The 19,786-nt window shown below is 69.4% G+C and carries 21 protein-coding genes; 12 read left to right on the top strand and 9 right to left on the bottom strand.

The window, feature by feature from the left end; genetic code table 11:
- Positions 1 to 22 precede the first annotated feature (22 nt).
- Together ABQE89_RS01085 and ABQE89_RS01090 are read left to right on the top strand one after the other, a co-directional pair.
- Positions 23 to 976 (top strand): LysR family transcriptional regulator, encoded by a 954-nt coding sequence (locus ABQE89_RS01085; protein ID WP_448413556.1) that lies wholly within the window; start codon positions 23 to 25, stop codon positions 974 to 976.
- 22 nt (positions 977 to 998) lie between these two features.
- Positions 999 to 1,262, top strand: coding sequence for a fibronectin-binding protein (locus ABQE89_RS01090; protein WP_448413241.1), 264 nt, complete (start codon positions 999 to 1,001; stop codon positions 1,260 to 1,262).
- On the opposite strand, the gene hsaB is transcribed toward ABQE89_RS01090, so the two are convergent.
- The 4 genes from hsaB to hsaA are packed head-to-tail and all read right to left on the bottom strand — an operon-like array spanning position 1,259 to position 4,838.
- Positions 1,259 to 1,828: a 3-hydroxy-9,10-secoandrosta-1,3,5(10)-triene-9,17-dione monooxygenase reductase subunit gene (hsaB, locus tag ABQE89_RS01095; protein ID WP_448413243.1), complete on the bottom strand. Its 570-nt coding sequence runs from the start codon at positions 1,826 to 1,828 to the stop codon at positions 1,259 to 1,261. The two genes, ABQE89_RS01090 and hsaB, sit on opposite strands and share 4 nt — an antisense overlap.
- Positions 1,825 to 2,730, bottom strand: coding sequence for an iron-dependent extradiol dioxygenase HsaC (gene hsaC, locus ABQE89_RS01100; RefSeq protein ID WP_448413245.1), 906 nt, complete (start codon positions 2,728 to 2,730; stop codon positions 1,825 to 1,827). The genes hsaB and hsaC overlap by 4 nt, the downstream gene beginning before the upstream one ends.
- Positions 2,727 to 3,641, bottom strand: coding sequence for a 4,5:9,10-diseco-3-hydroxy-5,9,17-trioxoandrosta-1(10),2-diene-4-oate hydrolase (gene hsaD / locus ABQE89_RS01105; RefSeq protein WP_448413247.1), 915 nt, complete (start codon positions 3,639 to 3,641; stop codon positions 2,727 to 2,729). Before hsaD ends, hsaC begins: the two co-directional genes overlap by 4 nt.
- A 12-nt stretch (positions 3,642 to 3,653) precedes the next feature.
- A complete protein-coding gene (hsaA, locus tag ABQE89_RS01110; protein ID WP_448413249.1) occupies positions 3,654 to 4,838 on the bottom strand; it encodes a 3-hydroxy-9,10-secoandrosta-1,3,5(10)-triene-9,17-dione monooxygenase oxygenase subunit in 1,185 nt (394 codons plus the stop codon).
- Between the two features lie 179 nt (positions 4,839 to 5,017).
- Between hsaA and ABQE89_RS01115 the strand changes: the two genes are divergently transcribed.
- Entirely contained in the window at positions 5,018 to 6,088 is a 1,071-nt protein-coding gene (locus ABQE89_RS01115) for a 2Fe-2S iron-sulfur cluster-binding protein (protein ID WP_448413251.1), read from the top strand.
- A gap of 38 nt (positions 6,089 to 6,126) precedes the next feature.
- A complete protein-coding gene (locus ABQE89_RS01120) occupies positions 6,127 to 6,663 on the top strand; it encodes a hypothetical protein (RefSeq protein ID WP_448413253.1) in 537 nt (178 codons plus the stop codon).
- A gap of 4 nt (positions 6,664 to 6,667) precedes the next feature.
- On the opposite strand, the gene ABQE89_RS01125 is transcribed toward ABQE89_RS01120, so the two are convergent.
- Positions 6,668 to 8,791 (bottom strand): acyl-CoA dehydrogenase family protein, encoded by a 2,124-nt coding sequence (locus ABQE89_RS01125; protein ID WP_448413255.1) that lies wholly within the window; start codon positions 8,789 to 8,791, stop codon positions 6,668 to 6,670.
- Positions 8,792 to 8,980: 189 nt separating this feature from the next.
- Between ABQE89_RS01125 and kstR the strand changes: the two genes are divergently transcribed.
- Positions 8,981 to 9,592 carry a cholesterol catabolism transcriptional regulator KstR gene (gene kstR, locus ABQE89_RS01130; protein ID WP_448413558.1) on the top strand — a complete coding sequence of 204 codons (612 nt, stop codon included), beginning with the start codon at positions 8,981 to 8,983 and terminating at the stop codon, positions 9,590 to 9,592.
- A 3-nt stretch (positions 9,593 to 9,595) separates the two neighbouring features.
- On the top strand, positions 9,596 to 10,363 hold the full coding sequence (otsB, locus tag ABQE89_RS01135; RefSeq protein WP_448413257.1) for a trehalose-phosphatase: 768 nt from the start codon (positions 9,596 to 9,598) through the stop codon (positions 10,361 to 10,363).
- Here the strand turns inward: otsB and ABQE89_RS01140 are convergent.
- Positions 10,360 to 11,460, bottom strand: coding sequence for an Rv3575c family transcriptional regulator (locus tag ABQE89_RS01140; RefSeq protein WP_448413259.1), 1,101 nt, complete (start codon positions 11,458 to 11,460; stop codon positions 10,360 to 10,362). The two genes, otsB and ABQE89_RS01140, sit on opposite strands and share 4 nt — an antisense overlap.
- Positions 11,461 to 11,550: 90 nt before the next feature.
- Here ABQE89_RS01140 and ABQE89_RS01145 point away from each other — a divergent pair, with 90 nt between their 5' ends.
- The 3 genes from ABQE89_RS01145 to ABQE89_RS01155 are packed head-to-tail and all read left to right on the top strand — an operon-like array spanning position 11,551 to position 14,146.
- Positions 11,551 to 12,462, top strand: coding sequence for a metal ABC transporter solute-binding protein, Zn/Mn family (locus ABQE89_RS01145; protein ID WP_448413261.1), 912 nt, complete (start codon positions 11,551 to 11,553; stop codon positions 12,460 to 12,462).
- A gap of 9 nt (positions 12,463 to 12,471) precedes the next feature.
- The gene (locus tag ABQE89_RS01150; RefSeq protein ID WP_448413263.1) at positions 12,472 to 13,296 is read left to right on the top strand and encodes a metal ABC transporter ATP-binding protein; all 825 of its coding nucleotides are present in this window, start codon (positions 12,472 to 12,474) and stop codon (positions 13,294 to 13,296) included.
- Positions 13,289 to 14,146: a metal ABC transporter permease gene (locus ABQE89_RS01155; RefSeq protein ID WP_448413265.1), complete on the top strand. Its 858-nt coding sequence runs from the start codon at positions 13,289 to 13,291 to the stop codon at positions 14,144 to 14,146. Before ABQE89_RS01150 ends, ABQE89_RS01155 begins: the two co-directional genes overlap by 8 nt.
- 4 nt (positions 14,147 to 14,150) lie before the next feature.
- Here the strand turns inward: ABQE89_RS01155 and ABQE89_RS01160 are convergent, their stop codons facing one another.
- Positions 14,151 to 14,960: a sulfurtransferase gene (locus ABQE89_RS01160; protein WP_448413267.1), complete on the bottom strand. Its 810-nt coding sequence runs from the start codon at positions 14,958 to 14,960 to the stop codon at positions 14,151 to 14,153.
- Positions 14,961 to 14,990: 30 nt separating this feature from the next.
- Here ABQE89_RS01160 and bluB point away from each other — a divergent pair, with 30 nt between their 5' ends.
- Genes bluB through ABQE89_RS01175 form a run of 3 tightly spaced genes read left to right on the top strand, consistent with a single transcriptional unit; the run spans position 14,991 to position 17,365 of the window.
- Positions 14,991 to 15,665, top strand: coding sequence for a 5,6-dimethylbenzimidazole synthase (gene bluB / locus ABQE89_RS01165; RefSeq protein ID WP_448413269.1), 675 nt, complete (start codon positions 14,991 to 14,993; stop codon positions 15,663 to 15,665).
- On the top strand, positions 15,662 to 16,417 hold the full coding sequence (locus ABQE89_RS01170) for a LamB/YcsF family protein (protein ID WP_448413560.1): 756 nt from the start codon (positions 15,662 to 15,664) through the stop codon (positions 16,415 to 16,417). The genes bluB and ABQE89_RS01170 overlap by 4 nt, the downstream gene beginning before the upstream one ends.
- A 27-nt stretch (positions 16,418 to 16,444) precedes the next feature.
- Complete coding sequence (locus ABQE89_RS01175; protein WP_448413271.1) at positions 16,445 to 17,365, top strand: MBL fold metallo-hydrolase; 921 nt, start codon at positions 16,445 to 16,447, stop codon at positions 17,363 to 17,365.
- 20 nt (positions 17,366 to 17,385) lie between these two features.
- Here the strand turns inward: ABQE89_RS01175 and rlmB are convergent, their stop codons facing one another.
- Both rlmB and cysS read right to left on the bottom strand, forming a co-directional pair.
- A complete protein-coding gene (gene rlmB, locus ABQE89_RS01180; protein ID WP_448413273.1) occupies positions 17,386 to 18,330 on the bottom strand; it encodes a 23S rRNA (guanosine(2251)-2'-O)-methyltransferase RlmB in 945 nt (314 codons plus the stop codon).
- Between the two features lie 2 nt (positions 18,331 to 18,332).
- Positions 18,333 to 19,781: a cysteine--tRNA ligase gene (cysS, locus tag ABQE89_RS01185; protein ID WP_448413275.1), complete on the bottom strand. Its 1,449-nt coding sequence runs from the start codon at positions 19,779 to 19,781 to the stop codon at positions 18,333 to 18,335.
- Between the last annotated feature and the right edge of the window lie 5 nt (positions 19,782 to 19,786).

Here is a 19,786-nt window from a genome sequence, read left to right on the forward strand (position 1 = left end):
CATGCACGTCGTCACCCCCGCAATGGCCAAAGCTGCAGGAGTGATCTGCAAAAATGCACACATGGCGTCGCCGTCCGGGCGCCGGCCGAGCGCCGACGACCTCCTCGTACTGCTGGCTGTCGGCCGCTCCGGGCGCTACCGCACCGCGGCCGACGAGCTCGGGCTCAACCACACCACGGTCTCGCGCCGGATCGCCGCGCTCGAGCGGGCGATCGGCGGCCGGGTGCTGACTCGGGTCGCCGGGGCCTGGGAACTGACCGACCTGGGGCGCGAGGCGCTGTCGGCCGCTGAGGCGGTGGAATCCGCCGTCCGGTCGCTCGCGGTGGACACCGGCGGCGAGCGGATCCTCGAAGGGGTGGTCCGGATCTCGGCCACCGACGGCTTCTCGGCCTACATCGCCGCACCCGCGGCGGCCCAGGTGCAGCGTAAGCATCCGGGCGTGGCCGTGGAGATCGTCGCGGCCACCCAACGCGCCACCCAGCAGCGCTCCGGGCTGGACGTCGAGGTGGTCGTCGGCGAGCCGAAGGTGCACCGGGCCAAGGCCATCCGGCTCGGCGACTACTGCCTGGGCATGTACGGCTCCCGCGACTACCTCGCCGAGCACGGGCCGCCCGCGAACATCGCGGACCTCGAACGCTTCCCACTCGTCTACTTCATCGAATCGATGTTGCAGGTCGACGACCTCGACGTGGCGACGAGCTTCGCTCCCGCCATGCGCGAATCGGTCACCTCGACCAACGTCTTCGTCCACGTGGAGGCGACGCGAGCGGCCGCCGGACTGGGCCTGCTGCCGTGCTTCATGGCCGACCGCCACGCCGACCTCGTGCGCGTGCTGCCCGACGCGGTGGCCGTCCGGTTGTCGTACTGGCTGGTCGCGCGGGCCGAGACGATGCGCAGACCCGAGGTCGCCGCGGTGCTGAGCGCGATCCGCGCCCGGATGGCCGATCAACGCGACGTGCTGCTTGGGAGGCCCTAGCAGCGGACGTTATGGTGATCCGATGTTGCGCAGAGCCCTGATCACCGCGACCGTTCCGTTGGCCGCCGCGTTGACGGCGACCGTGCTGTCCGCACCGACCGCAGGCGCGCAACCACCGGGTCCTCCCCCATGCGAGTTCGCGCTGAGCTTCCTGTGCAACATCATCCCGATGGCGCCCGGACTCGACCACGACATCGATCTCACCGAGCAGGCACCCGTCGATCCCAACGCACCGCTACCCGAGTCGCTGCCGCCGGCCGATCCGTGTGCGGCGGGGTGTATCTAGAGCCAGGTGTCGTCGGTGGTGGCGGTGAGAAACGCCTCCAGGTCGTCGCGCCACTGCGCCGGGGTGTTCTTGTCCGGTTCGATGCCGGTGTACTGCCCACGGTAGAACAGCAGGGGCCGGGCTTTGCGGTGCGGCGCATCCGACAGCGAGTGCACCGCGCCGAACACCACCAGATGGTCACCGCCGTCGTGCACGGAATGCACGGTGCAGTCGATGTGGGCCAACGTGCCCTCGATGACCGGTGAGCCGAGTTCGGACCGGTGCCAGTCGATTCCGCCGAACTTGTCGGGCTCCTTGGATCCGAACCGGGCCGACACGTGCTGCTGATCCTCGTGCAGCACATTGACGCAGAAGCGTCCGCTGGCCTCGATGGCCTGCCAGGACCGGGACACCTTCGTCGGGCAGAACAGCACCAGCGGCGGGTCGAGCGACAGCGCCGCGAACGACTGGCAGGCAAAACCGACGGGCATGTCCTCGTGCACGGTGGTGATCACCGTGATACCGGTGCAGAACTGGCCCAGCACATTTCGGAACGTGCGGGCGTCGATGTCCTTGCGGGCTGTCACTGTCCCTTGAAGCCGATGCTGAAGTCGTGCCCCCACAGGCTGACCGCGGTGCTCTCCCGTGCGACCCAGCTGTCGTCTTCGACCTGCAGCCCCTCGCAACCGAATTCGACGTCGAAGCCGCCGGGAGTCTTCATGTAGAAGGACAGCATCTTGTCGTTCACATGCCTACCCAGCGTCGCCGACATGGGTACCTTGCGCCGTAGCGCCCGGTCCAGGCACAGGCCGACGTCGTCGGAGTTCTCCACCTCCACCATCAGATGCACGATGCCGCTCGGTGTCTCACCCGGCATGAAGGCCAGGCTGTGGTGGCGCGGGTTGACCCCGAAGAACCGCAGCCACGCAGGCGCTCCGTCGGCGGGCCTGCCCACCAACTGCGGCGGCAGCCGCATCGAGTCGCGCAGCGCAAAGCCCAGCACGTCGCGATAGAAGTGCAGCGATTCGGCGTCGTCGCGGGTGGTCAGCACCACGTGACCCAAGCCCTGCTCCTCGGTGACGAACCGGTGCCCGTACGGGCTCACGACGCGGCGGTGTTCGAGAGCGGCCCCGTGGAACACCTCCAGACAGTTGCCCGACGGGTCCTGGAACCGGATCATCTCGTCGACGCGGCGGTCGGCCAGTTCGGCCGCGGTGGCCTCCTTGTACGGAGTGCCCTCCAGGTCGAGCCGATTGCGGATCTCCTGCAGGCCCGCGGCATTGGCCGTCTCCCAGCCGGATTCCAGCAGGCGGTCGCTTTCGCCGGGCACGATCACCAGACGGGCCGGGAAGTCGTCCATGCGCAGATACAGCGCGCCGTCGACCGCGCCCTTGCCCTCGACCATGCCCAGTACCTTGAGGCCGTACTCGCGCCATGCACCGACGTCGGTGGCCTCGATCCGCAGGTATCCCAGCGACCGGATGCTCATGATTTCGCCTCCCCGGCACCATCGTTGAGGAAGTCGATGGTCAGCTTGTTGAACTCGTCGAACTTCTCCAGTTGGGCCCAGTGGCCACACTGCCCGAAGACGTGCAGCTGCACGCGGGCGATCTGCTTGAGCGCGACCAGCGCCCCGTCCAGCGGATTCACCCGGTCTTCACGACCCCAGATCAGCAGCACCCGCTGACGCAGTTTGTACACCTCGCGCCACATCATGCCGAGTTCGAAGTCCGCGCCTGCGAACGACTTTCCCATCGCGCGGGCCGCGGCCAGCGACTCCGGTTGGCTCGCGATCTCGAACCGCTCGTCGATCAGTTCCTCGGTGATCAGGCTCTGGTCGTAGACCATGATGCGCAGGAACTTCTCCATGTTCTCGCGGGTGGGGTCCGCGGTGAACCTGCCGAGCAGCTTGACGCCCTCGGTGGGGTCGGGCGCGAACAGGTTCACCGACAGCCCGCCGGGGCCCATCAGCACCAGCCTGCCCGCCCGCTTGGGGTTGTCCAGTGCAAACCGCACCGCGGTGCCGCCGCCCAGCGAGTTGCCGATCAGGTCGGCGCGGTCCAGTCCGAGATGGTCGAACAGGCTGCGCAACGCGGTCGCACTGTAGCGGTTGTACTGCTCGTGTTCGGTGTGCTTGTCGGAGTGTCCGTACCCGGGTTGGTCGACGGCCAGCACGTGGAAATGCTGTGCCAGCACGGCGATGTTGCGGCCGAAGTTCGACCAACTCGACGCGCCGGGCCCGCCACCGTGCAGCAGCACGACGGTCTTACCGTTGCCGACGCCCGCCTCGTGGTAGTGCAGGCGCATGTCTTTCTCGCCCGCGCGGACCTGCGCGTAGCGCGATGTCGACTCGAATGTGATCTCTTGCTGCTGTGCGGCTTCGGCGGCGAAGGATGTCATCGAACAGCCTGATCAGACCATCGTGTCCTGAGGCGGCAGACCGAACTCGTGGTTGCCGAAGATCAGGTACGCGCGTTCGGGATCGTTGGCGGCGTGCACACGCCCGGCGTGGGCGTCCCGCCAGAACCGTTGCACCGGAGCGTCATTGTTCAGTGCGGTGGCGCCGGAGGCCTCGAAGAGCCGGTCGATGGACGCGATGGCCCGACCGGTGGCGCGAACCTGGTCGCGACGGGCCCGGGCACGAAGCTCGAACGGAATCTCTTTGCCGCCTTTGAGCAGCGCGTACTCGTCGCCGACGTTGCCGATCAACTGGCGCCACGCGGCGTCGATGTCGCTTGCCGCCTCGGCGATGCGGACCTTGGCGAACGGGTCGTCCTTGGCCTTCTCGCCGGCGAACGCGGCACGCACCCGCTTGCCCTGGTGCTCGACGTGCGCGTCGTAGGCGCCGTAGGCCATTCCGACGATCGGCGCCGAGATGGTGGTCGGATGCACGGTGCCCCAAGGCATCTTGTACACCGGCGCGGTGTTGGCCTGCAGGCCGCCCGCGGTGCCGTCGTTCATCGCCTTGTAGGACAGGAAGCGGTGCGACGGCACGAACACGTCCTTGACCACCAGCGTGTTGCTGCCGGTTCCGCGCAGGCCGACCACGTGCCAGACGTCGTCGATCTTGTACTCGGTGCGCGGGATCAGGAAACTGCCGAAGTCGACAGGGCGGCCGTCCTTGATCACCGGACCACCCACGAAGGTCCACGACGCGTGGTCGCAACCCGACGACCAGTTCCACGATCCGTTGACCAGGTAGCCGCCGTCGACGACTTGGCCGGCCCCCATCGGGGCGTAGGACGACGACACCCGCACGGTCGGGTCGTCGCCCCAGACCTCTTCCTGGGCCTTCTGGTCGAACAACGCCAGGTGCCAGTTGTGCACGCCAACGATCGAGGCGACCCAACCGGTGGATCCACACGCGGTCGCCAGACGGCGCACGGCCTCGTAGAACAGCGTCGGGTCGCACTGCATGCCGCCCCATTGCTGAGGCTGCAACAGCTTGAAGAAGCCGACCTCGTCGAGTTCGTTGACCGTCTCGTCGGGAAGGCGCCGCAGGTCCTCGGTAGTCTGGGCGCGCTTGGCGATCAACGGCAACAGGTCGTCGACGCCGGCTAGGACCGCCTCCACGTCACGCTGTTCAATGGACGTCACTGGTTTGCCTCCCGGACAGTAGGGACTGCGATGAGCGCTTTCGTGAAGAGCCGATCACACAAACAGAGATTAGAACACGTTACGATTCATGTCGAGTAGGACGGGCTTGCAGTGGCTTGAGCTGCACACATGCATTTCTGTAACCTGTTCTAATATTCACACCAGGAGGGTGGACAGCTGTGACGGATGAGCCGCTCGGCAGCCATGTGCTCGAGCTGGTGCTCGCGGAGGTCGTCGAGGAGACCGCCGATGCGCGCTCGCTGGTCTTCAGCGCGCCCGAAGGTCCCGACGCGCCGGCCATCCCCGCCGAGCGGTTGCGGTACGCGCCGGGGCAGTTTCTGACCCTGCGGGTGCCAAGCGATCGCACCGGGTCGGTGGCGCGCTGCTATTCGCTGTGCAGTTCACCGTTCACCGGCGACCCGATGACGGTGACCGTCAAACGCACCGACGGCGGGTACGCGTCCAACTGGCTGTGCGACCACGCCCACCCCGGCATGAAGATCCACGTGCTGGCCCCGTCGGGCACGTTCGTGCCCAAGACGCTGGACACCGATTTCCTGCTGCTGGCGGCGGGATCGGGGATCACCCCGATGATGTCGATCTGCAAGTCGGCGCTGGCCGAGGGCAGCGGCAAGGTGGTGCTGATCTACGCCAACCGCGACGAGAACTCGGTGATCTTCTCGGCGGCGCTGCGCGAACTGGCGGCCAAGTACCCCGACCGGTTGACCGTCGTGCACTGGCTCGAAAGCGTGCAGGGTCTGCCTTCCACGGCGGCCCTGACGACGCTGGCCGCCCCCTACGCGGGCCACGACGCCTACATCTGCGGACCGGGACCGTTCATGGCCGCGGCCGAGGAGGCGCTGGCCGCACTCGGCGCCGAGCGCGTGCACATCGAGGTGTTCAAATCGCTGGAATCCGATCCGTTCGCCGCGGTGACGATCGACTACACCGAAGACGCCGACAGCGACGAGGGCCCGGCCACCGCGGTCGTCACGCTCGACGGGGAACGCCACGAAGTGGTGTGGCCCCGCAGCGCGAAACTGCTCGACGTGCTGCTCGACAAGGGCCTCGACGCGCCGTTCTCCTGTCGGGAGGGCCATTGCGGCGCCTGCGCGGTACTCAAGACGAGTGGCGAGGTCGAGATGGAGGTCAACGACGTGCTCGAACAGTCCGACCTCGACGAGGGGCTGATTTTGGGCTGTCAGGCCCGGCCACGGTCGGATTCAGTCGAAGTCACCTACGACGAATAACGCCCGGGCTACCATTCGCCGCACAACAGGAGGCAATTGTGAAGCGGTTGGCAGGCATTCTTTGCACGATCGCGGCGATACCACTGGCGGTGGGGTCGGCCGCACCCGCGTCCGCGGCGATCGACACCGCCAACGCGTCCGTGCCCGTCGACGCGGCGACCGCCCTCGAGATGAGAGTGACCGCCAATTGCATTGCTGCCGAGGCGAATTGCCTGTTCGACACCGCCGCCTACCTGCGCACCCCGCAGGGGCCGGTCGGGTTCCCCGGCGATCTGTGGGCGCGCCAGACCACCACGCTGCGCACCATGGACCGCAGCGTCTATCTGCACTTCAATTTCGATGCGCCCAACACGCGTTCGTTCAAGTCGCTGACCGACGTCGAGTTCACCACGATCTACTTCGGCGGCGGGCCGCCGGAGAAGTTCACCTTCCGTGGCAACAGTTGGCCGGTCGATTCGCGCACCGGCGGGCCGCGCACCGATGTTCCGCTGATCGTGTGCTCGCACATCCAGGTGGTCTACGGCGGCGTGAACCTCACCTCGCCGGACGCGTGCGCACAGGCCGCGTTCAGCTGACTCCCTAGCGCGGCAACCCCAGCAGTCGCTCACCCGCCATGGTGAGCAGGATCTGCTCGGTACCGCCCGCGATGGTCAGGCAGCGGGTGTTGAGGAAGTCGTGCACCTGCTGGTTCTGCACGACGCCGCCACCTGAGGACAGTTCCATCCGCAACTCGGAGAGCGCCTGGCGGTAGCGCACGCCGATCAACTTGCGCGCACTGGCCTGCGGGCCCGGATCCTCGCCGCCGACAGCGAGTTCGGCGATCTTCTGGTCGAGCAGCGCACCGACTTGCGCCGACACGATCATCGCGCCGAGTTGGTCCTGGCCCGCCGCGTCGAGGTCGAGGTCGACCACCGTGCGCAGCAACTCCTCCATCGGATTGCCCAGTGCGGTGCCGTGTGACATCGCGACCCGCTCGTTGGCCAGGGTGGTGCGCGCCAACCGCCAGCCGTCGTTCACCTGGCCGACGACCATCTCGTCGGGCACGAAGACGTCGTCGAAGAACACCTCGTTGAAGAGTTCGTCACCGGTGATCTCCCGAAGCGGGCGGATGACGATGCCCGCCGACTTCATGTCGACCAAGAAGTAGGTGATGCCTTTGTGTTTCGGTGCGTCGGGATCCGTGCGCGCCAGGCACACCCCCCACTGCGCCCTCTGCGCCGCCGACGTCCACACCTTCTGCCCGGTCAGCCGCCAACCGCCGTCGGCCCGGACGGCCTTCATCCGCAGCGCGGCCAGGTCGGACCCGGCGCCCGGTTCACTGAACAGCTGGCACCAGAAGATGTCCCCGCGCAGCGTGTCGGGCACGAACCGCTCGATCTGCTCGGGGCTGCCGTGCGCGAGAATCGTTGGCACCGCCCACCATCCGATCACCAGGTCGGGACGTACGACCTCGGCCGCGGCCAGTTCCTGGTCGATCAACAACTGCTCGGCGGGGCCGGCCTCCCGACCGTACGGCCGCGGCCAGTGCGGTGCGAGCAGACCGGTCTCGGCCAGCGCCGCCTGGCGCTTGTCAGCGGGCAGTGCGGCGATTTCGGCCACCGTGGAAGAGATCTCGGGTCGCAGATATGCCACCGAATCCAGGTCGATGGTCAGTTCCCGGCGCACACCCTGCTGGGTCAGCGTGGCGACGCGGCGCAGCCAGTGTGAGGCGCCGCCGAGGAAATGCGCGATGCCGTACGCACGGCGCAGGTACAGATGCGCGTCGTGTTCCCAGGTGATGCCGATGCCGCCGAGCACCTGGATGCAGTCCTTGGCGTTGGCCGCGGCCGCGTCGATGCATGCCGCGGCCGCCACCGCCGCGGCGATGGACAGTTGCCGCTCGTCGCCGTGCACGACGGCCCTGGCCACGTCGGCCGCGGCCACCGCGGCCTGCTCGGAACGCAGTAACATCTCGGCGCACATGTGCTTGACCGCCTGGAAACTGCCGATCGGCTTGCCGAACTGCTCGCGCACCTTCGCGTATTCGGTGGCGGTCTGCAGGGTCCAGCGGGCCAGACCGGCGGCCTCGGCCGCCGAGATCGCCGCGGCCAGATCGGCCAGGCGCTGCGCCGACACCGGCAGCGTGTCGGCGGGCGCCGCGTCCAGCACCACCCGCGCCAGCGGGCGGGAGAAGTCGCTGGCCTTCAACGGCTCGACCCGCACCCCGTCGGCGGTGGCGTCGATCAGCAGCACGGCGTCGCCGGCGGGCAGCACCAGTACGCCCGCGTCGTCGGCGCCCAGCACGTACTCCGCGGTGCCCGACGCCTTGCCGTCGGAAACGCGCACGTCGGCCGACAGTGACACGCCGGCGGTGCGTTGTCCGGTGGCCAGCGCCTCGAGCAAGTCGGCGTGGGCATCCCCGATGAGCAGGGTGGCCAGGGCGGTGGTGGCCACGGGCCCGGGCACCATGGCGGCCGCGGCCTCGTCGACCATCGCGCACAGATCCTCGGCGGTGCCGTCGGCCCCGCCGTGCGCCTCGGGCAGCGCCACGCCGAAGAGCCCCAGCTGCGCCAACCCGTCGTAGGGTCGCCGCCAGGCGTCGGCCGTGCCCTGCTCCACCTCCCGCGCGGCCGCCACGGCGCCCGAACTCGCCGCCCAGCTTCTGACGAGTTCGCGCGCGGCAAACTGTTCGGATGCGCTGGTCTCCGCGGGAGAAACCGCCACCGTGACTCCTAGCTTTTGGGTGGGAAATCCATGCTTCCCACTAGAACGTGTTCTAATAGTGCCAGCGTTCGATCGTCAAGTCGACCGTGATCTCCGCACCATGAAGGAGCCGCCGACCAGATGTCCGGCCTGCCAGAGACAGCACAAACCGACCCTGGTTCGGGGCCGGAATCACGGCCACGCCAGGTGATGAACGTGGCGGTTCTGGCCGAGTCGGAGCTCGGCTCCGAAGCGCAGCGGGAACGCCGCAAACGCATCCTCGACGCCACCTTGGCCATCGCCTCCAAGGGCGGCTACGAAGCCGTCCAGATGCGTGCGGTCGCCGAACGGGCCGACGTCGCGGTCGGCACGTTGTATCGCTACTTCCCGTCCAAGGTGCATCTGCTGGTCTCGGCACTGGGCCGGGAGTTCGAGCGCATCGACGCCAAGACCGACCGCGCCACGCTGACCGGCGGCACCCCGTATCAGCGGCTGAACCTGATGGTCGGCAAGCTCAACCGTGCGATGCAGCGCAATCCGCTGCTGACCGAGGCCATGACCCGGGCGTTCGTGTTCGCCGACGCGTCCGCGGCCGGCGAGGTCGACCATGTCGGCAAGCTGATGGACTCGATGTTCGCCCGCGCGATGAGCGACGGGGAACCCACCGAGGACCAGTACCACATCGCGCGGGTGATCTCGGATGTGTGGCTGTCGAACCTGTTGGCATGGCTGACCAGAAGGGCCTCGGCGACCGACGTCGCCAAGCGACTGGACCTGGCGGTGCGCCTGCTCATCGGCGACGGGGAGCACCCTAAGATCTGAGCGGTGAGTGCCCTTCCGCCCGATCTGCAGCATGCGCTCGCCGAGGTCGCCGGGGTTCCTCGCCTGCTGGTCACCTCCGATTTCGACGGCACGCTCAGCCCGATTGTCGACAATCCGGCCGACGCCCGCGCGCTGCCTGCGGCGGCCGCCGCGCTCGTCGAACTGGCCGAACTGCCCGACACCTCGGCCGCGTTGATCTCCGGGCGCGCCCTCGAGGTACTCCGCGCGCTGTCGGCGATGCCCGCGACGGTGCACCTCGTCGGCAGCCACGGCGCCGAATTCGCCTCGGGCTTCGGCCACGACATCGACCGGAATCTGTTGGACCGGATCACCGCCGAACTCACCGCGATCGCGGCCGACAAACCCGGTGTCGCGGTGGAGACCAAACCCGCCAGTGTCGCGCTGCACGTCCGCAACGCCGCACCCGAGGACGGGCGCGCCGCGCTGGCCCAGGCCCGCGAGGCCGCCCAGGCGTGGGACGCGCAGATCACCGAGGGCAAGGCGGTACTGGAGTTCGCCGTGATCCAGACCGACAAGGGCGCGGCCCTCGACCTTCTGCGCGCCCAGGAAAACGCCTCGGCCCTGGTGTTTTTCGGCGATGACGTCACCGACGAGAAGGCCTTCCGCCGGTTGCGCGGGGCCGACGTGGGCGTCAAGGTCGGCCCCGGCGACACGCTGGCCCGATACCGCATCGCCACGCCCGAGGCCGTCGCCGAGGCCCTGGAATATCTGCTCGACGCGCGCAGACGGCACTGCGCTGACGCGCTTTAGCCGGGCGGGCCGGATGTGCGGCCCCGCACCACCGTGGTGTCCAGCACGTCGATCGTCGGCAGTCCCGAGCGCGGCGGGTGGTGCAGCAATCGCCCGGCCCGCCTGCCCTTCTCGATGCTGGGCTGGGTGACCGTCGTCAGGCCCCGCCGCAGAGCTTCCCGGACCCCGTCGAATCCAGTCACCGTCATCTGGCCCGGCACGTAGATACCGCGGGCGCGCAGGTAATCCATCGCCGACAGCGCCAGCACGTCGGCGGTACACATCAGCGCGGTCAGGCGCGGATTGGCGTCCAGTGCCACCGCCGCGGCCGCACCGCCCGAAGTCGGAAGATGCTCGTAGCTCTCCACGACGGTCAGCGACTCCGGGTCCAGACCGGCCGCGGTCATCGCGTCGAAGACACCCTGGATCCGTTCGCGCTGCACGTGGAAGTGCGGTGTCTGCACCCGCTCGGCGGCCGCCAGTGCGGCGCCGGGTCCACCGGGCGGCCAGTCCCGGCCCAGTCGCATCGTCAGCAGACCGACCTCCCGATGACCCAGCCCCACAACGTATTCCGCGAGCGTCCGCATGGCGCCGCGATCATCGATGCACACCCGCGAGGTACCCGGCACATCCTTGGGCTGATCAACGACCACCACCGGCAGCTGACGTTGTTGCACGACAGGCAGATAGGGATCGTCGTCGGACGCCGAGTACACCACGAACCCGTCCACCCCGGCCGCGAGTACGGCCGCCGACCCGTCCTTGACGGTGCGGTTGGGGCCGATCGCCACCAGCAGCAGCCCCTGTCCCGCGTCCTCACATGACTCCGCGAGCCCGGCGACGAAGTCGAGCGCGGCCGGATCGGAGAACGAGTAGTTCAGCGGTTCGGTGATCATCAGCCCGACCGCGCCCGCCCTTCGGGTGCGCAGCGAACGCGCGACCGGGTCGGGGCCCGGGTAGCCCATCCGCTTGGCGGTGGCCAGCACCCGTTCGCGAAGATCCGCCGACAATTGGTCGGGCCGGTTGTAGGCATTGGAGATCGTGGTCCGCGACACCTTGAGCTCGGCGGCCAGTGAGGCCAGGGTCGCACGCCGTCTCGGCGCGGGACTCCTCGGCATACCCGTTGACGTTAGCCGATGGTTTCCGCTCCGACGGGCACCTGCGTTAGAGTTATTGGAAACGGTTTTCATTTGTATTAGGGGCTGCGCATGGGTTTGAGGTTGACGGCGGTGGTGGCGGTGGCCACGTTGATCGGTCTGACGGCCGGCTGTACCGAACAGCGAAGTGCCGACGGGCACGGCCACGAGACCGCGACCGTCGTCGCCTCCACCGACGTCTGGGGCAGCGTCGCCGAGGCCGTCGTCGGCGACCACGCCACCGTCGAGTCGATCCTCATCAGCGCCGTCAACGATCCGCATTCGTTCGAGGCCTCACCGGCCGCCGCCGCCGAGATCGCCGACGCGACGCTGGTGGTCTACAACGGTGGCGGCTACGACCGCTGGGTCGACGAGGTGCTGGCCACCACCCCGAATGTCCCCGCGGTCGATGCCTATTCGCTGCTGCCCGCCATCGGTGGCGCCACCAACGAACATGTCTTCTACGACCTGCCCACCGCCAAGGCGGTCGCCACACAGGTTGCCGAGCGGTTGGCCGCGATCGACACCGACCATGCTCAGGAGTTCCGGGCCAACGCCGCGCGCTTCGGCGAGAAGGTCGAGGAGATCCTCACCGCCGAGCGCGCGATCGGGCAGCACCATTCCGGCGCGGCGGTGGTGGCCACCGAACCCGTCGCCTACTACCTGGTGCGCAACGCCGGCCTGACCGACCGGACACCGGAGGGCTTCGCCGGCGCGATCGAGGAGGACACCGACCCCTCGCCCGCCGACTTGGCGAAGGTGCTCGATCTGATCACCGGCGGTGAGGTGTCGGCGCTGCTGTACAACCCGCAGACCCAGACCCCGGTCACCAAGAAGGTGCACGAGGCCGCCACCCAGGCGGGCGTGCCCGTCGTCGTCGTCACCGAGGGCCTGCCCGAGGACACCGACTACCTGACCTGGCAGCGGCAGACCGTCGAGCGGCTGGCAGGCGCATTGGACAAGTCACCGCGGCCCGACCGATGAGCACCGCCCGTGACCACTGACGTCGTCGCCGAACTGACCGGCGCGCGACTGGCGTTCGGCGACCGGGTGCTGTGGCACGGACTCGACCTCACCGTGCGCGCAGGCGAGTTCCTCGCCGTGCTGGGCCCCAACGGCACCGGCAAGACGACACTGCTCAAGGTGCTGCTCGGTCAGCTGGCGCTGACCGCGGGCACCGCGAAGGTCTGCGGGCAGCCAGTCCGGAAGGGCAGTCAGCGCATCGGCTATGTGCCCCAACACCGTTCCCCCGATCTCGGGCTGTCGCTGCGCGGGCAGGACCTGGTCGGCCTCGGTGTCGACGGCCACCGGTGGGGTATGACGACGCTGCGCCACCGTGCGGCCAAACGCACCGCGGTGGCGGCGGCGCTGCGTCAGGTCGACGGCGCGAGACTGGCCGATACACCGCTGGGGGTGATGTCCGGCGGCGAGTTGCAGCGGGTGCGCATCGCGCAGGCGTTGGCGACCGACCCCGCGCTGTTGTTGTGCGACGAACCGCTGCTCAACCTCGACCCGGCCAGCGCCCAATTGGTGTCGGCGCTCATCGACGCGCGCCGCCGGCAGTCCGACACGGCGGTTCTGTTCGTCACCCACGAGGTCAATCCTGTTCTGCCGTACGTAGATCGGGTGCTGTATCTGGTCGACGGCCGCTTCCGCATCGGTGCGGTCGAGGACGTGATGACCTCGGCGACGCTGTCTGAGCTGTACCGCGCCGACATCGAGGTGGTGAAGATCGGCGGCCGCTACGTCGTCGTCGGCGAACACAGCGATTACCACCACGACCACTTCGGACCGGCGGGCGGGCATCACCATGAGTGACCGCCTCACCGAACTGGTGTCGAACCTGCTCTCGTTCGACATCACGATCGATCTGCTGCGCCGCGATTTCGTCCAGCAGGCGCTGCTGGCCGCGGTGCTGCTGGCGTTGGTGTCCGGGTTGATCGGGCCCTTCATCGTGATGCGGCAGATGTCGTTCGCGGTGCACGGATCGGCCGAACTGTCGCTCACCGGTGCGGCATTCGCGCTGCTGGCCGGCTTCAACGTGGGCGCGGGCGCGCTGGTGGGCTGCGCGTTGGCCGCGGTGTTGTTCGGCTTCCTCGGCCAGCGCACCCGCGAACGTGATTCCGCGACCGGGGTGGTGCTCGCCTTCGGTCTGGGTCTCGCCGTGCTGTTCATTCACCTCTACCCCGGCCGCAGCGGGACCAGCTTCGCGCTGTTGACCGGCCAGATCGTCGGCGTCGGATACTCCGGGTTGACCCTGCTGGCGGTGGTGTCGGTGCTGGTCGTGGCGGTGCTGATGGTGTCGTATCGGCCACTGCTGTTCGCCACCGTGGACCCCGAGGTGGCCGCCGGTCGAGGAGTTCCGGTGCGCGCGTTGGGGATCGTGTTCGCGGCGCTGGTCGGGGTGGTGGCCGCGCAGGGCGTGCAGATCGTCGGCGCGCTGCTGGTGATGGCGCTGCTGATCACCCCCGCGGCGGCCGCGGTACGCGTCTTCGCCGCGCCCACCGCCGCCATCGCGGCCTCCGTGGTGTTCGCCGAGATCGCCGCTGTCGGCGGGATATTGCTGTCCCTGGCGCCGGGGGTGCCGGTGTCGGTGTTCGTCACCACGATCTCGTTCGTGATCTATGTGGTGTGCTGGCTGGTGGGCCGCCGCCGCGCAGTGGGCTAGGTCGTCATCCGCGTTCGACCGGGCGCGCCGGATCCGAACACCATTCCGACCACGACCCCGGATATAGCGCGACGTCCACGCCCGCCGCCGCCAGCGCCGCCACCACCACCGATGCGGTGACACCCGACCCGCAGTAGGCGCCCTGGGCGCCACCGAAGCGCCGCAGCAGCTCCGCCGCCGGCAGGAAGCACCCGTCGTCGTCGAGCAGCGCAGTGGACGGCAGGTTTCGCGCACCGGGGATGTGGCCGGCGACGGGGTCGACCGGTTCGGCCTCACCGCGAAACCGCTGCGGGGCCCGCGCGTCCACCAGCGACACCCCCGCCACCTGTTCGGTCCCCAGCGTCGTCAGTGCGCCCGCGTACAGGTCGTCGTGACGCACCGACACATCGCCGGGCTGCGCTGCCGCCCAGCCGGATTCCAGATTCCCACGCCACGCCGCCAGGCCGCCGTCGAGGATGCGCACGTTGGCGACGCCCGCCGCGGTCAGCACCCACCATGCGCGTGCCGACCCGGCCCGGTTCCAGTCGTCGTAGACCACCACGGGCACCCCCTCGCGGACACCCCAACGCCGCGCGGCCGCCTCGACGTCACGTCCGGCGGGCAGCGGATGACGCCCGCGCCCGCTGACCGAGTGGTCGGACAACTCGTCCTCGAGTGACACGTACACCGCCCCCGGCAGGTGCGCGCGTTCATAGGCGGCGCGGCCGTCGGGCTCGTCCAGCCGCCAACGCACGTCGATGATCGTCGGCCGCTGCCCCGCGTCCAGACGTTCGGCCAGCTCGTCGGCGGTGATCAGCACCTCGTCGCGGCTCACCCCTCGATGGTGCCAGCTAAGCTCGCCGCCGTGACCGAGCACGCGTTCAGCCCCGCCGAGCGCCGGGCGATCTACCGGGTGATCGCCGAACGCCGTGACATGCGCCGGTTCGTGCCCGGCGCCACGGTCGACGACGACGTGCTGGCGCGCTTGCTCACCGCGGCCCACGCCGCCCCGAGCGTCGGGCTGATGCAGCCGTGGCGGTTCATCCGCATCACCGACGGCCACCTACGCCGACAAATCCACGATCTGGTCGACGAGGAACGGCTGCGCACCGCCGAGGCGCTTCCAGGTCGCGGCGAGGAGTTCTTGGCCTTGAAGGTCGAGGGCATTCTGGAATGCGCCGAAGTGCTGGTCGTCGCGCTCGGCGAGGACAGACGACGCCACGTGTTCGGGCGTCGCACCATGCCGCAGATGGATCTGGCGTCGGTGTCGTGCGCGATCCAGAACATGTGGTTGGCGGCCAGGGCAGAAGGGCTCGGGATGGGCTGGGTGTCGATCTTCGACCCGGCCGCGCTCGGCGAATTACTGGGCATGCCCACCGATGCCGAGCCGGTGGCGGTCCTGTGCCTGGGGCCGGTCCCGGAGTTCCCCGACCGGCCAGCACTGGAGATCGACCGGTGGACGTTCGGTCGCCCGCTGTCGCAGTTCGTCGCGGAGAACCGGTGGGCGTCGCCGGAGCCGAACGTAGGCTGGTCGGTGTGATCGTCGATCTCAACGCCGATCTCGGCGAGAGCTTCGGAGTGTGGCAACTCGGTGACGACGACGCCATGCTCGACGTGGTCACCAGCGCCAACGTCGCCTGCGGCTTCCACGCAGGCGATCCGGCCCTGCTGCGGCGCACCTGCCGGGCCGCCGCCGAGCGCGGGGTGCGGATCGGCGCACAGGTCAGCTACCGCGACCTGACCGGGTTCGGCCGGCGCTTCGTCGACGTGGAACCCGAGGAGCTCACGGCCGAGGTCATCTACCAGATCGGCGCGCTCCAGGCGATCGCGCACGCCGCGGGGACCACGGTCAGCTATGTCAAACCCCATGGTGCGCTGTACAACTCGATCGTCACCAACCGCGGCCAGGCCCGCGCGGTCGCCGAGGCGGTGCGCACCGTCGATCCCGCCCTGCCGGTGCTGGGGATCGCCGGTTCGGCGTTCTTCGCCGAGGCCCACGACCTCGGCCTGCGCACCGTGGCCGAGGCGTTCGCCGACCGGGCGTACCGCGCCGACGGGCAACTGGTGACGCGGCGTCAGCCCGACGCGGTGCTGCACGATCTTTCCGAGATCGCCGATCGGGTGTCCTCGATGGTCAAGGCCGGCCGCGTCGCCGCCGTCGACGGCTCGACGATCCCCATCGCCGTGCAATCCGTTTGCGTGCACGGAGACTCGCCCAACGCGGTGCAGATCGCCAACGCCGTGCGCAAGCGGCTGCTGGCCGAGGGCGTCGAATTGCGTTCGTTCACCTAGCCCCGGGGCGGCTCCTAGGGTGGTGTCATGCGACTCAAGCTCGGCAGGCCCGACCTCGCCGACTACGCGGGTTTCTTCGACGTGCCGCCGACCGAGCAGCGCTCGCCGCTGAGCGTGACGTGGGCCGGTGTCGCGACGCTGTTGATCGACGACGGCAGCTCGGCGCTGATGACCGACGGGTTCTTCTCCCGACCCGGCCTCGCCGAGGTCGGCCTGCGCAGGCTGTCCCCGTCGGCGCCGCGCATCGACGGCTGCCTGGCCCGGCTGGGCGTGCACCGGCTGGATGCGGTGCTGCCGGTGCACACCCATTACGACCACGCGATGGACAGTGCGGCGGTCGCCGAACGCACCGGCGCCAAAGTGGTGGGCGGCGCTTCGGCGGTCCAGGTGGGCCGCGGCCACGGGCTGCCTGACGACCGCCTCGTCGCGGTCGGCTCCGGCGAACCGGTCAGCCTCGGGGCATACGACGTGACGCTGATCGAAGCCCGGCACTCACCGCCGGACCGCTTTCCCGGGGTCATCAACGAACCCGTGGTGCCGCCGGTCAGGGTGTCGGCGTACCGGTGCGGTGAAGCCTGGTCGACGCTGGTGCACCACCGCTCGTCGGACCGGCGGCTGCTGATCGTGGGCAGTGCGGGCTTCGTGCCCGGCGCGTTGGCGGGTCAGCGCGCCGACGTGGTGTACCTGGGCGTCGCGCAATTGGGGGTCTTGCCCGAGCGCTACCTCGTCGACTACTGGACCGAGACGGTGCGCACCGTCGGCGCCCGCCGGGTGGTGTTCATCCACTGGGACGACTTCTTCCGCGCCCTGCACAAACCGCTGCGGGCACTGCCGTACGCGGTGGACGACCTGGACGAGTCGATACGGGTGTTGCGCCGGCTGGCCGCCGAAGACGGTGTCGCACTGCATCTGCCCACGCTGTGGCAGCGCGCCGACCCCTGGCTGTAGAACTTCCGCGAGGGCTCGGTTCAGCGGCGTTGCCGGGCGATCTCGGCCAGCACCACCCCTGCGGCCACCGACGCGTTCAGCGACTCCGTGGGCCCGGCCATCGGGATCGACACCACGGCGTCGCAGTTCTCCCGCACCAGCCGCGACAGTCCCTTGCCCTCCGAGCCGACCACCACCACCGTCGGCCCGGTGGCATCGAGGTCGTCGATCGCGGTGTCGCCGCCCGCGTCGAGGCCGATCACGTGCAGTCCGGCGTCGGCCCAACTCTTGAGCGTGCGATTGAGATTGGTGGCACGGGCCACCGGCACCCGGGCCGCCGCGCCCGCACTGGTGCGCCACGCCACCGCGGTCACCGAGGCCGACCGGCGCTGCGGGATCAGCACGCCGTGGCCGCCGAACGCCGCCACCGAACGCACGATCGCGCCGAGGTTTCGCGGGTCGGAGATGTTGTCCAGCGCGACGAGCAACGCCGGGGCGGCGTCAGCGGTGGCCTGGGCGAGCAGGTCGTCGGGATGGGCGTAGGCATACGGCGGCACCTGCAGCGCCAGGCCCTGGTGCAGGCCGTTGGCCGCGATGCGATCCAGGTCGTGGCGGGGGACCTCCAGAATCGCGATGCCCGAATCGGCCGCCATCCGAACGGATTCGGTGAGCCGCTCGTCGGCCTCGGCGCCCAGCGCGACGTACAGGGCGGTGGCGGGCACGCCGGCGCGCAGGCACTCCACCACCGGATTTCGACCCAGCACGATCTCGGTGTCGTCGGTCTTGCGGGTCGAGGGCTTGCCCTGCCTGCGCTGCTGGGCCTTGGCCGCGTGCTTGGCCGCCGGATGGTTGGGCCGCATGTGCGCGGGTGGGGTGGCGCCACGGCCCTCGAGGCCGCGTCGGCGCACCCCGCCGGAGCCGACGGTGGGCCCCTTCTTGGTGCCGGGTTTGCGCACCGCGCCCCTGCGCCGGGAGTTTCCGGCCACGGCTAGCTCCCCTTGCCCGCGCGGGCCGGTCTGGCCTCGCCGTCGAGCAGCGTCCACTGCGGCCCGTCGGCGGTGTCGGTGACCTCGATGCCGGCCCGCTTGAGCCGGTCGCGGATCGCGTCGGCCTCCGCCCAGTCCCTGCGCGCCCTGGCCTCCTCGCGACGCTGCACCTCGGCCTGCACCAGCACGTCCAGCGCGGCCAGCGCGGCCGAGGTCTCGTCCTTGGAGTCCCAGCGCTCGTCGAGCGGATCGGCGCCCAGGATGCCCATCATCGCGCGGATCGACATCGCCTGCGCCAGCGCCGTTTCGTGGTCGCCCGCGTCTAGTGCGCGGTTGCCTTCCGCGCGTGCGCTGTGCACCTCGGCCAGTGCCGCCGGCACGGCGAGGTCGTCATCGAGGGCCGCGGCGAACCGCAGCGTCCACTCGCCCGGAGCCACCTCGCCGACACGCACGCGCACCCGGTGCAGGAAGTCCTCGATGCCCGCGTAGGCGCGCGCGGCGTCGTGTAGTGCGGTCTCCGAGAATTCCAGCATCGACCGGTAGTGGGCGCTACCCAGGTAGTAGCGCAACTCGGCGGCCCGAACACGTTGCAGCACAGCGGGAATGGCGAGCACATTGCCCAGCGACTTGCTCATCTTCTCGCCGCCCATCGTCACCCAGCCGTTGTGCAGCCAGAACCGCGCGAACGGGTCACCGGCGGCCTCGGCCTGGGCGATCTCGTTCTCGTGGTGCGGGAACACGAGATCCATTCCGCCGGCGTGGATGTCGAACTCGCCGCCGAGGTAGGTCTTGCACATGGCCACGCACTCGGTGTGCCAGCCGGGCCGGCCACGGCCCCACGGGGTCGGCCAGGACGGCTCACCGGGCTTCTCGCCCTTCCACAGCGTGAAGTCGCGCTCGTCGCGCTTGCCCGCGGCCACCCCCTCGCCCTGGTGGACGTCGCCGATCTTGTGCCCGGACAGCTTGCCGTAGTCGGGCAGGCTCAGCACGTCGAAGTACACGTCGCCGTCGCCGGTGTACGCGTGGCCACGCTCGAGCAGCGCCTCGATCAACTCGACCATCTGGGTGATGTGGCCGGTGGCCCGGGGTTCGGCGGACGGCGGAAGGACCCCCAGCGCGTCGTAGGCGGCCGAGAACGCCCGCTCGTAGGTGGCGGCCCACTCCCACCACGGCCGGCCCGCGTCGGCGGCCTTGACCAGGATCTTGTCGTCGATGTCGGTGACGTTGCGGATGAACGCGACGTCGTAGCCCTTGGCCATCAGCCAGCGCCGCAACACGTCGAAGGCGACACCGCTGCGGACGTGACCGATGTGGGGCAGTCCCTGGACGGTGGCGCCGCACAGATAGATGGAGACGTGACCGGGCTTCACCGGCACGAAGTCACGCACGGCCCCGGCCATGGTGTCGTACAGCCGCAGCCCTGTCGGCTCGGCTCCTCCGCGTGCGGTCACGACGA

This window comes from Mycolicibacterium sp. XJ1819, assembly GCF_053483675.1.

Excerpts from the sequence above, each read along its gene's own strand:
- ABQE89_RS01085 (WP_448413556.1), top strand. The coding sequence starts at position 23 with ATGGCCAAAGCTGCAGGAGTGATCTGCAAAAATGCACACATGGCGTCG.
- ABQE89_RS01090 (WP_448413241.1), top strand. The coding sequence starts at position 999 with ATGTTGCGCAGAGCCCTGATCACCGCGACCGTTCCGTTGGCCGCCGCG.
- ABQE89_RS01155 (WP_448413265.1), top strand. The coding sequence starts at position 13,289 with ATGAGTGACCGCCTCACCGAACTGGTGTCGAACCTGCTCTCGTTCGAC.
- hsaC (WP_448413245.1), bottom strand. The coding sequence starts at position 2,730 with ATGAGCATCCGGTCGCTGGGATACCTGCGGATCGAGGCCACCGACGTC.
- kstR (WP_448413558.1), top strand. The coding sequence starts at position 8,981 with ATGAACGTGGCGGTTCTGGCCGAGTCGGAGCTCGGCTCCGAAGCGCAG.
- ABQE89_RS01145 (WP_448413261.1), top strand. The coding sequence starts at position 11,551 with ATGGGTTTGAGGTTGACGGCGGTGGTGGCGGTGGCCACGTTGATCGGT.
- ABQE89_RS01140 (WP_448413259.1), bottom strand. The coding sequence starts at position 11,460 with ATGCCGAGGAGTCCCGCGCCGAGACGGCGTGCGACCCTGGCCTCACTG.
- hsaD (WP_448413247.1), bottom strand. The coding sequence starts at position 3,641 with ATGACATCCTTCGCCGCCGAAGCCGCACAGCAGCAAGAGATCACATTC.
- ABQE89_RS01175 (WP_448413271.1), top strand. The coding sequence starts at position 16,445 with ATGCGACTCAAGCTCGGCAGGCCCGACCTCGCCGACTACGCGGGTTTC.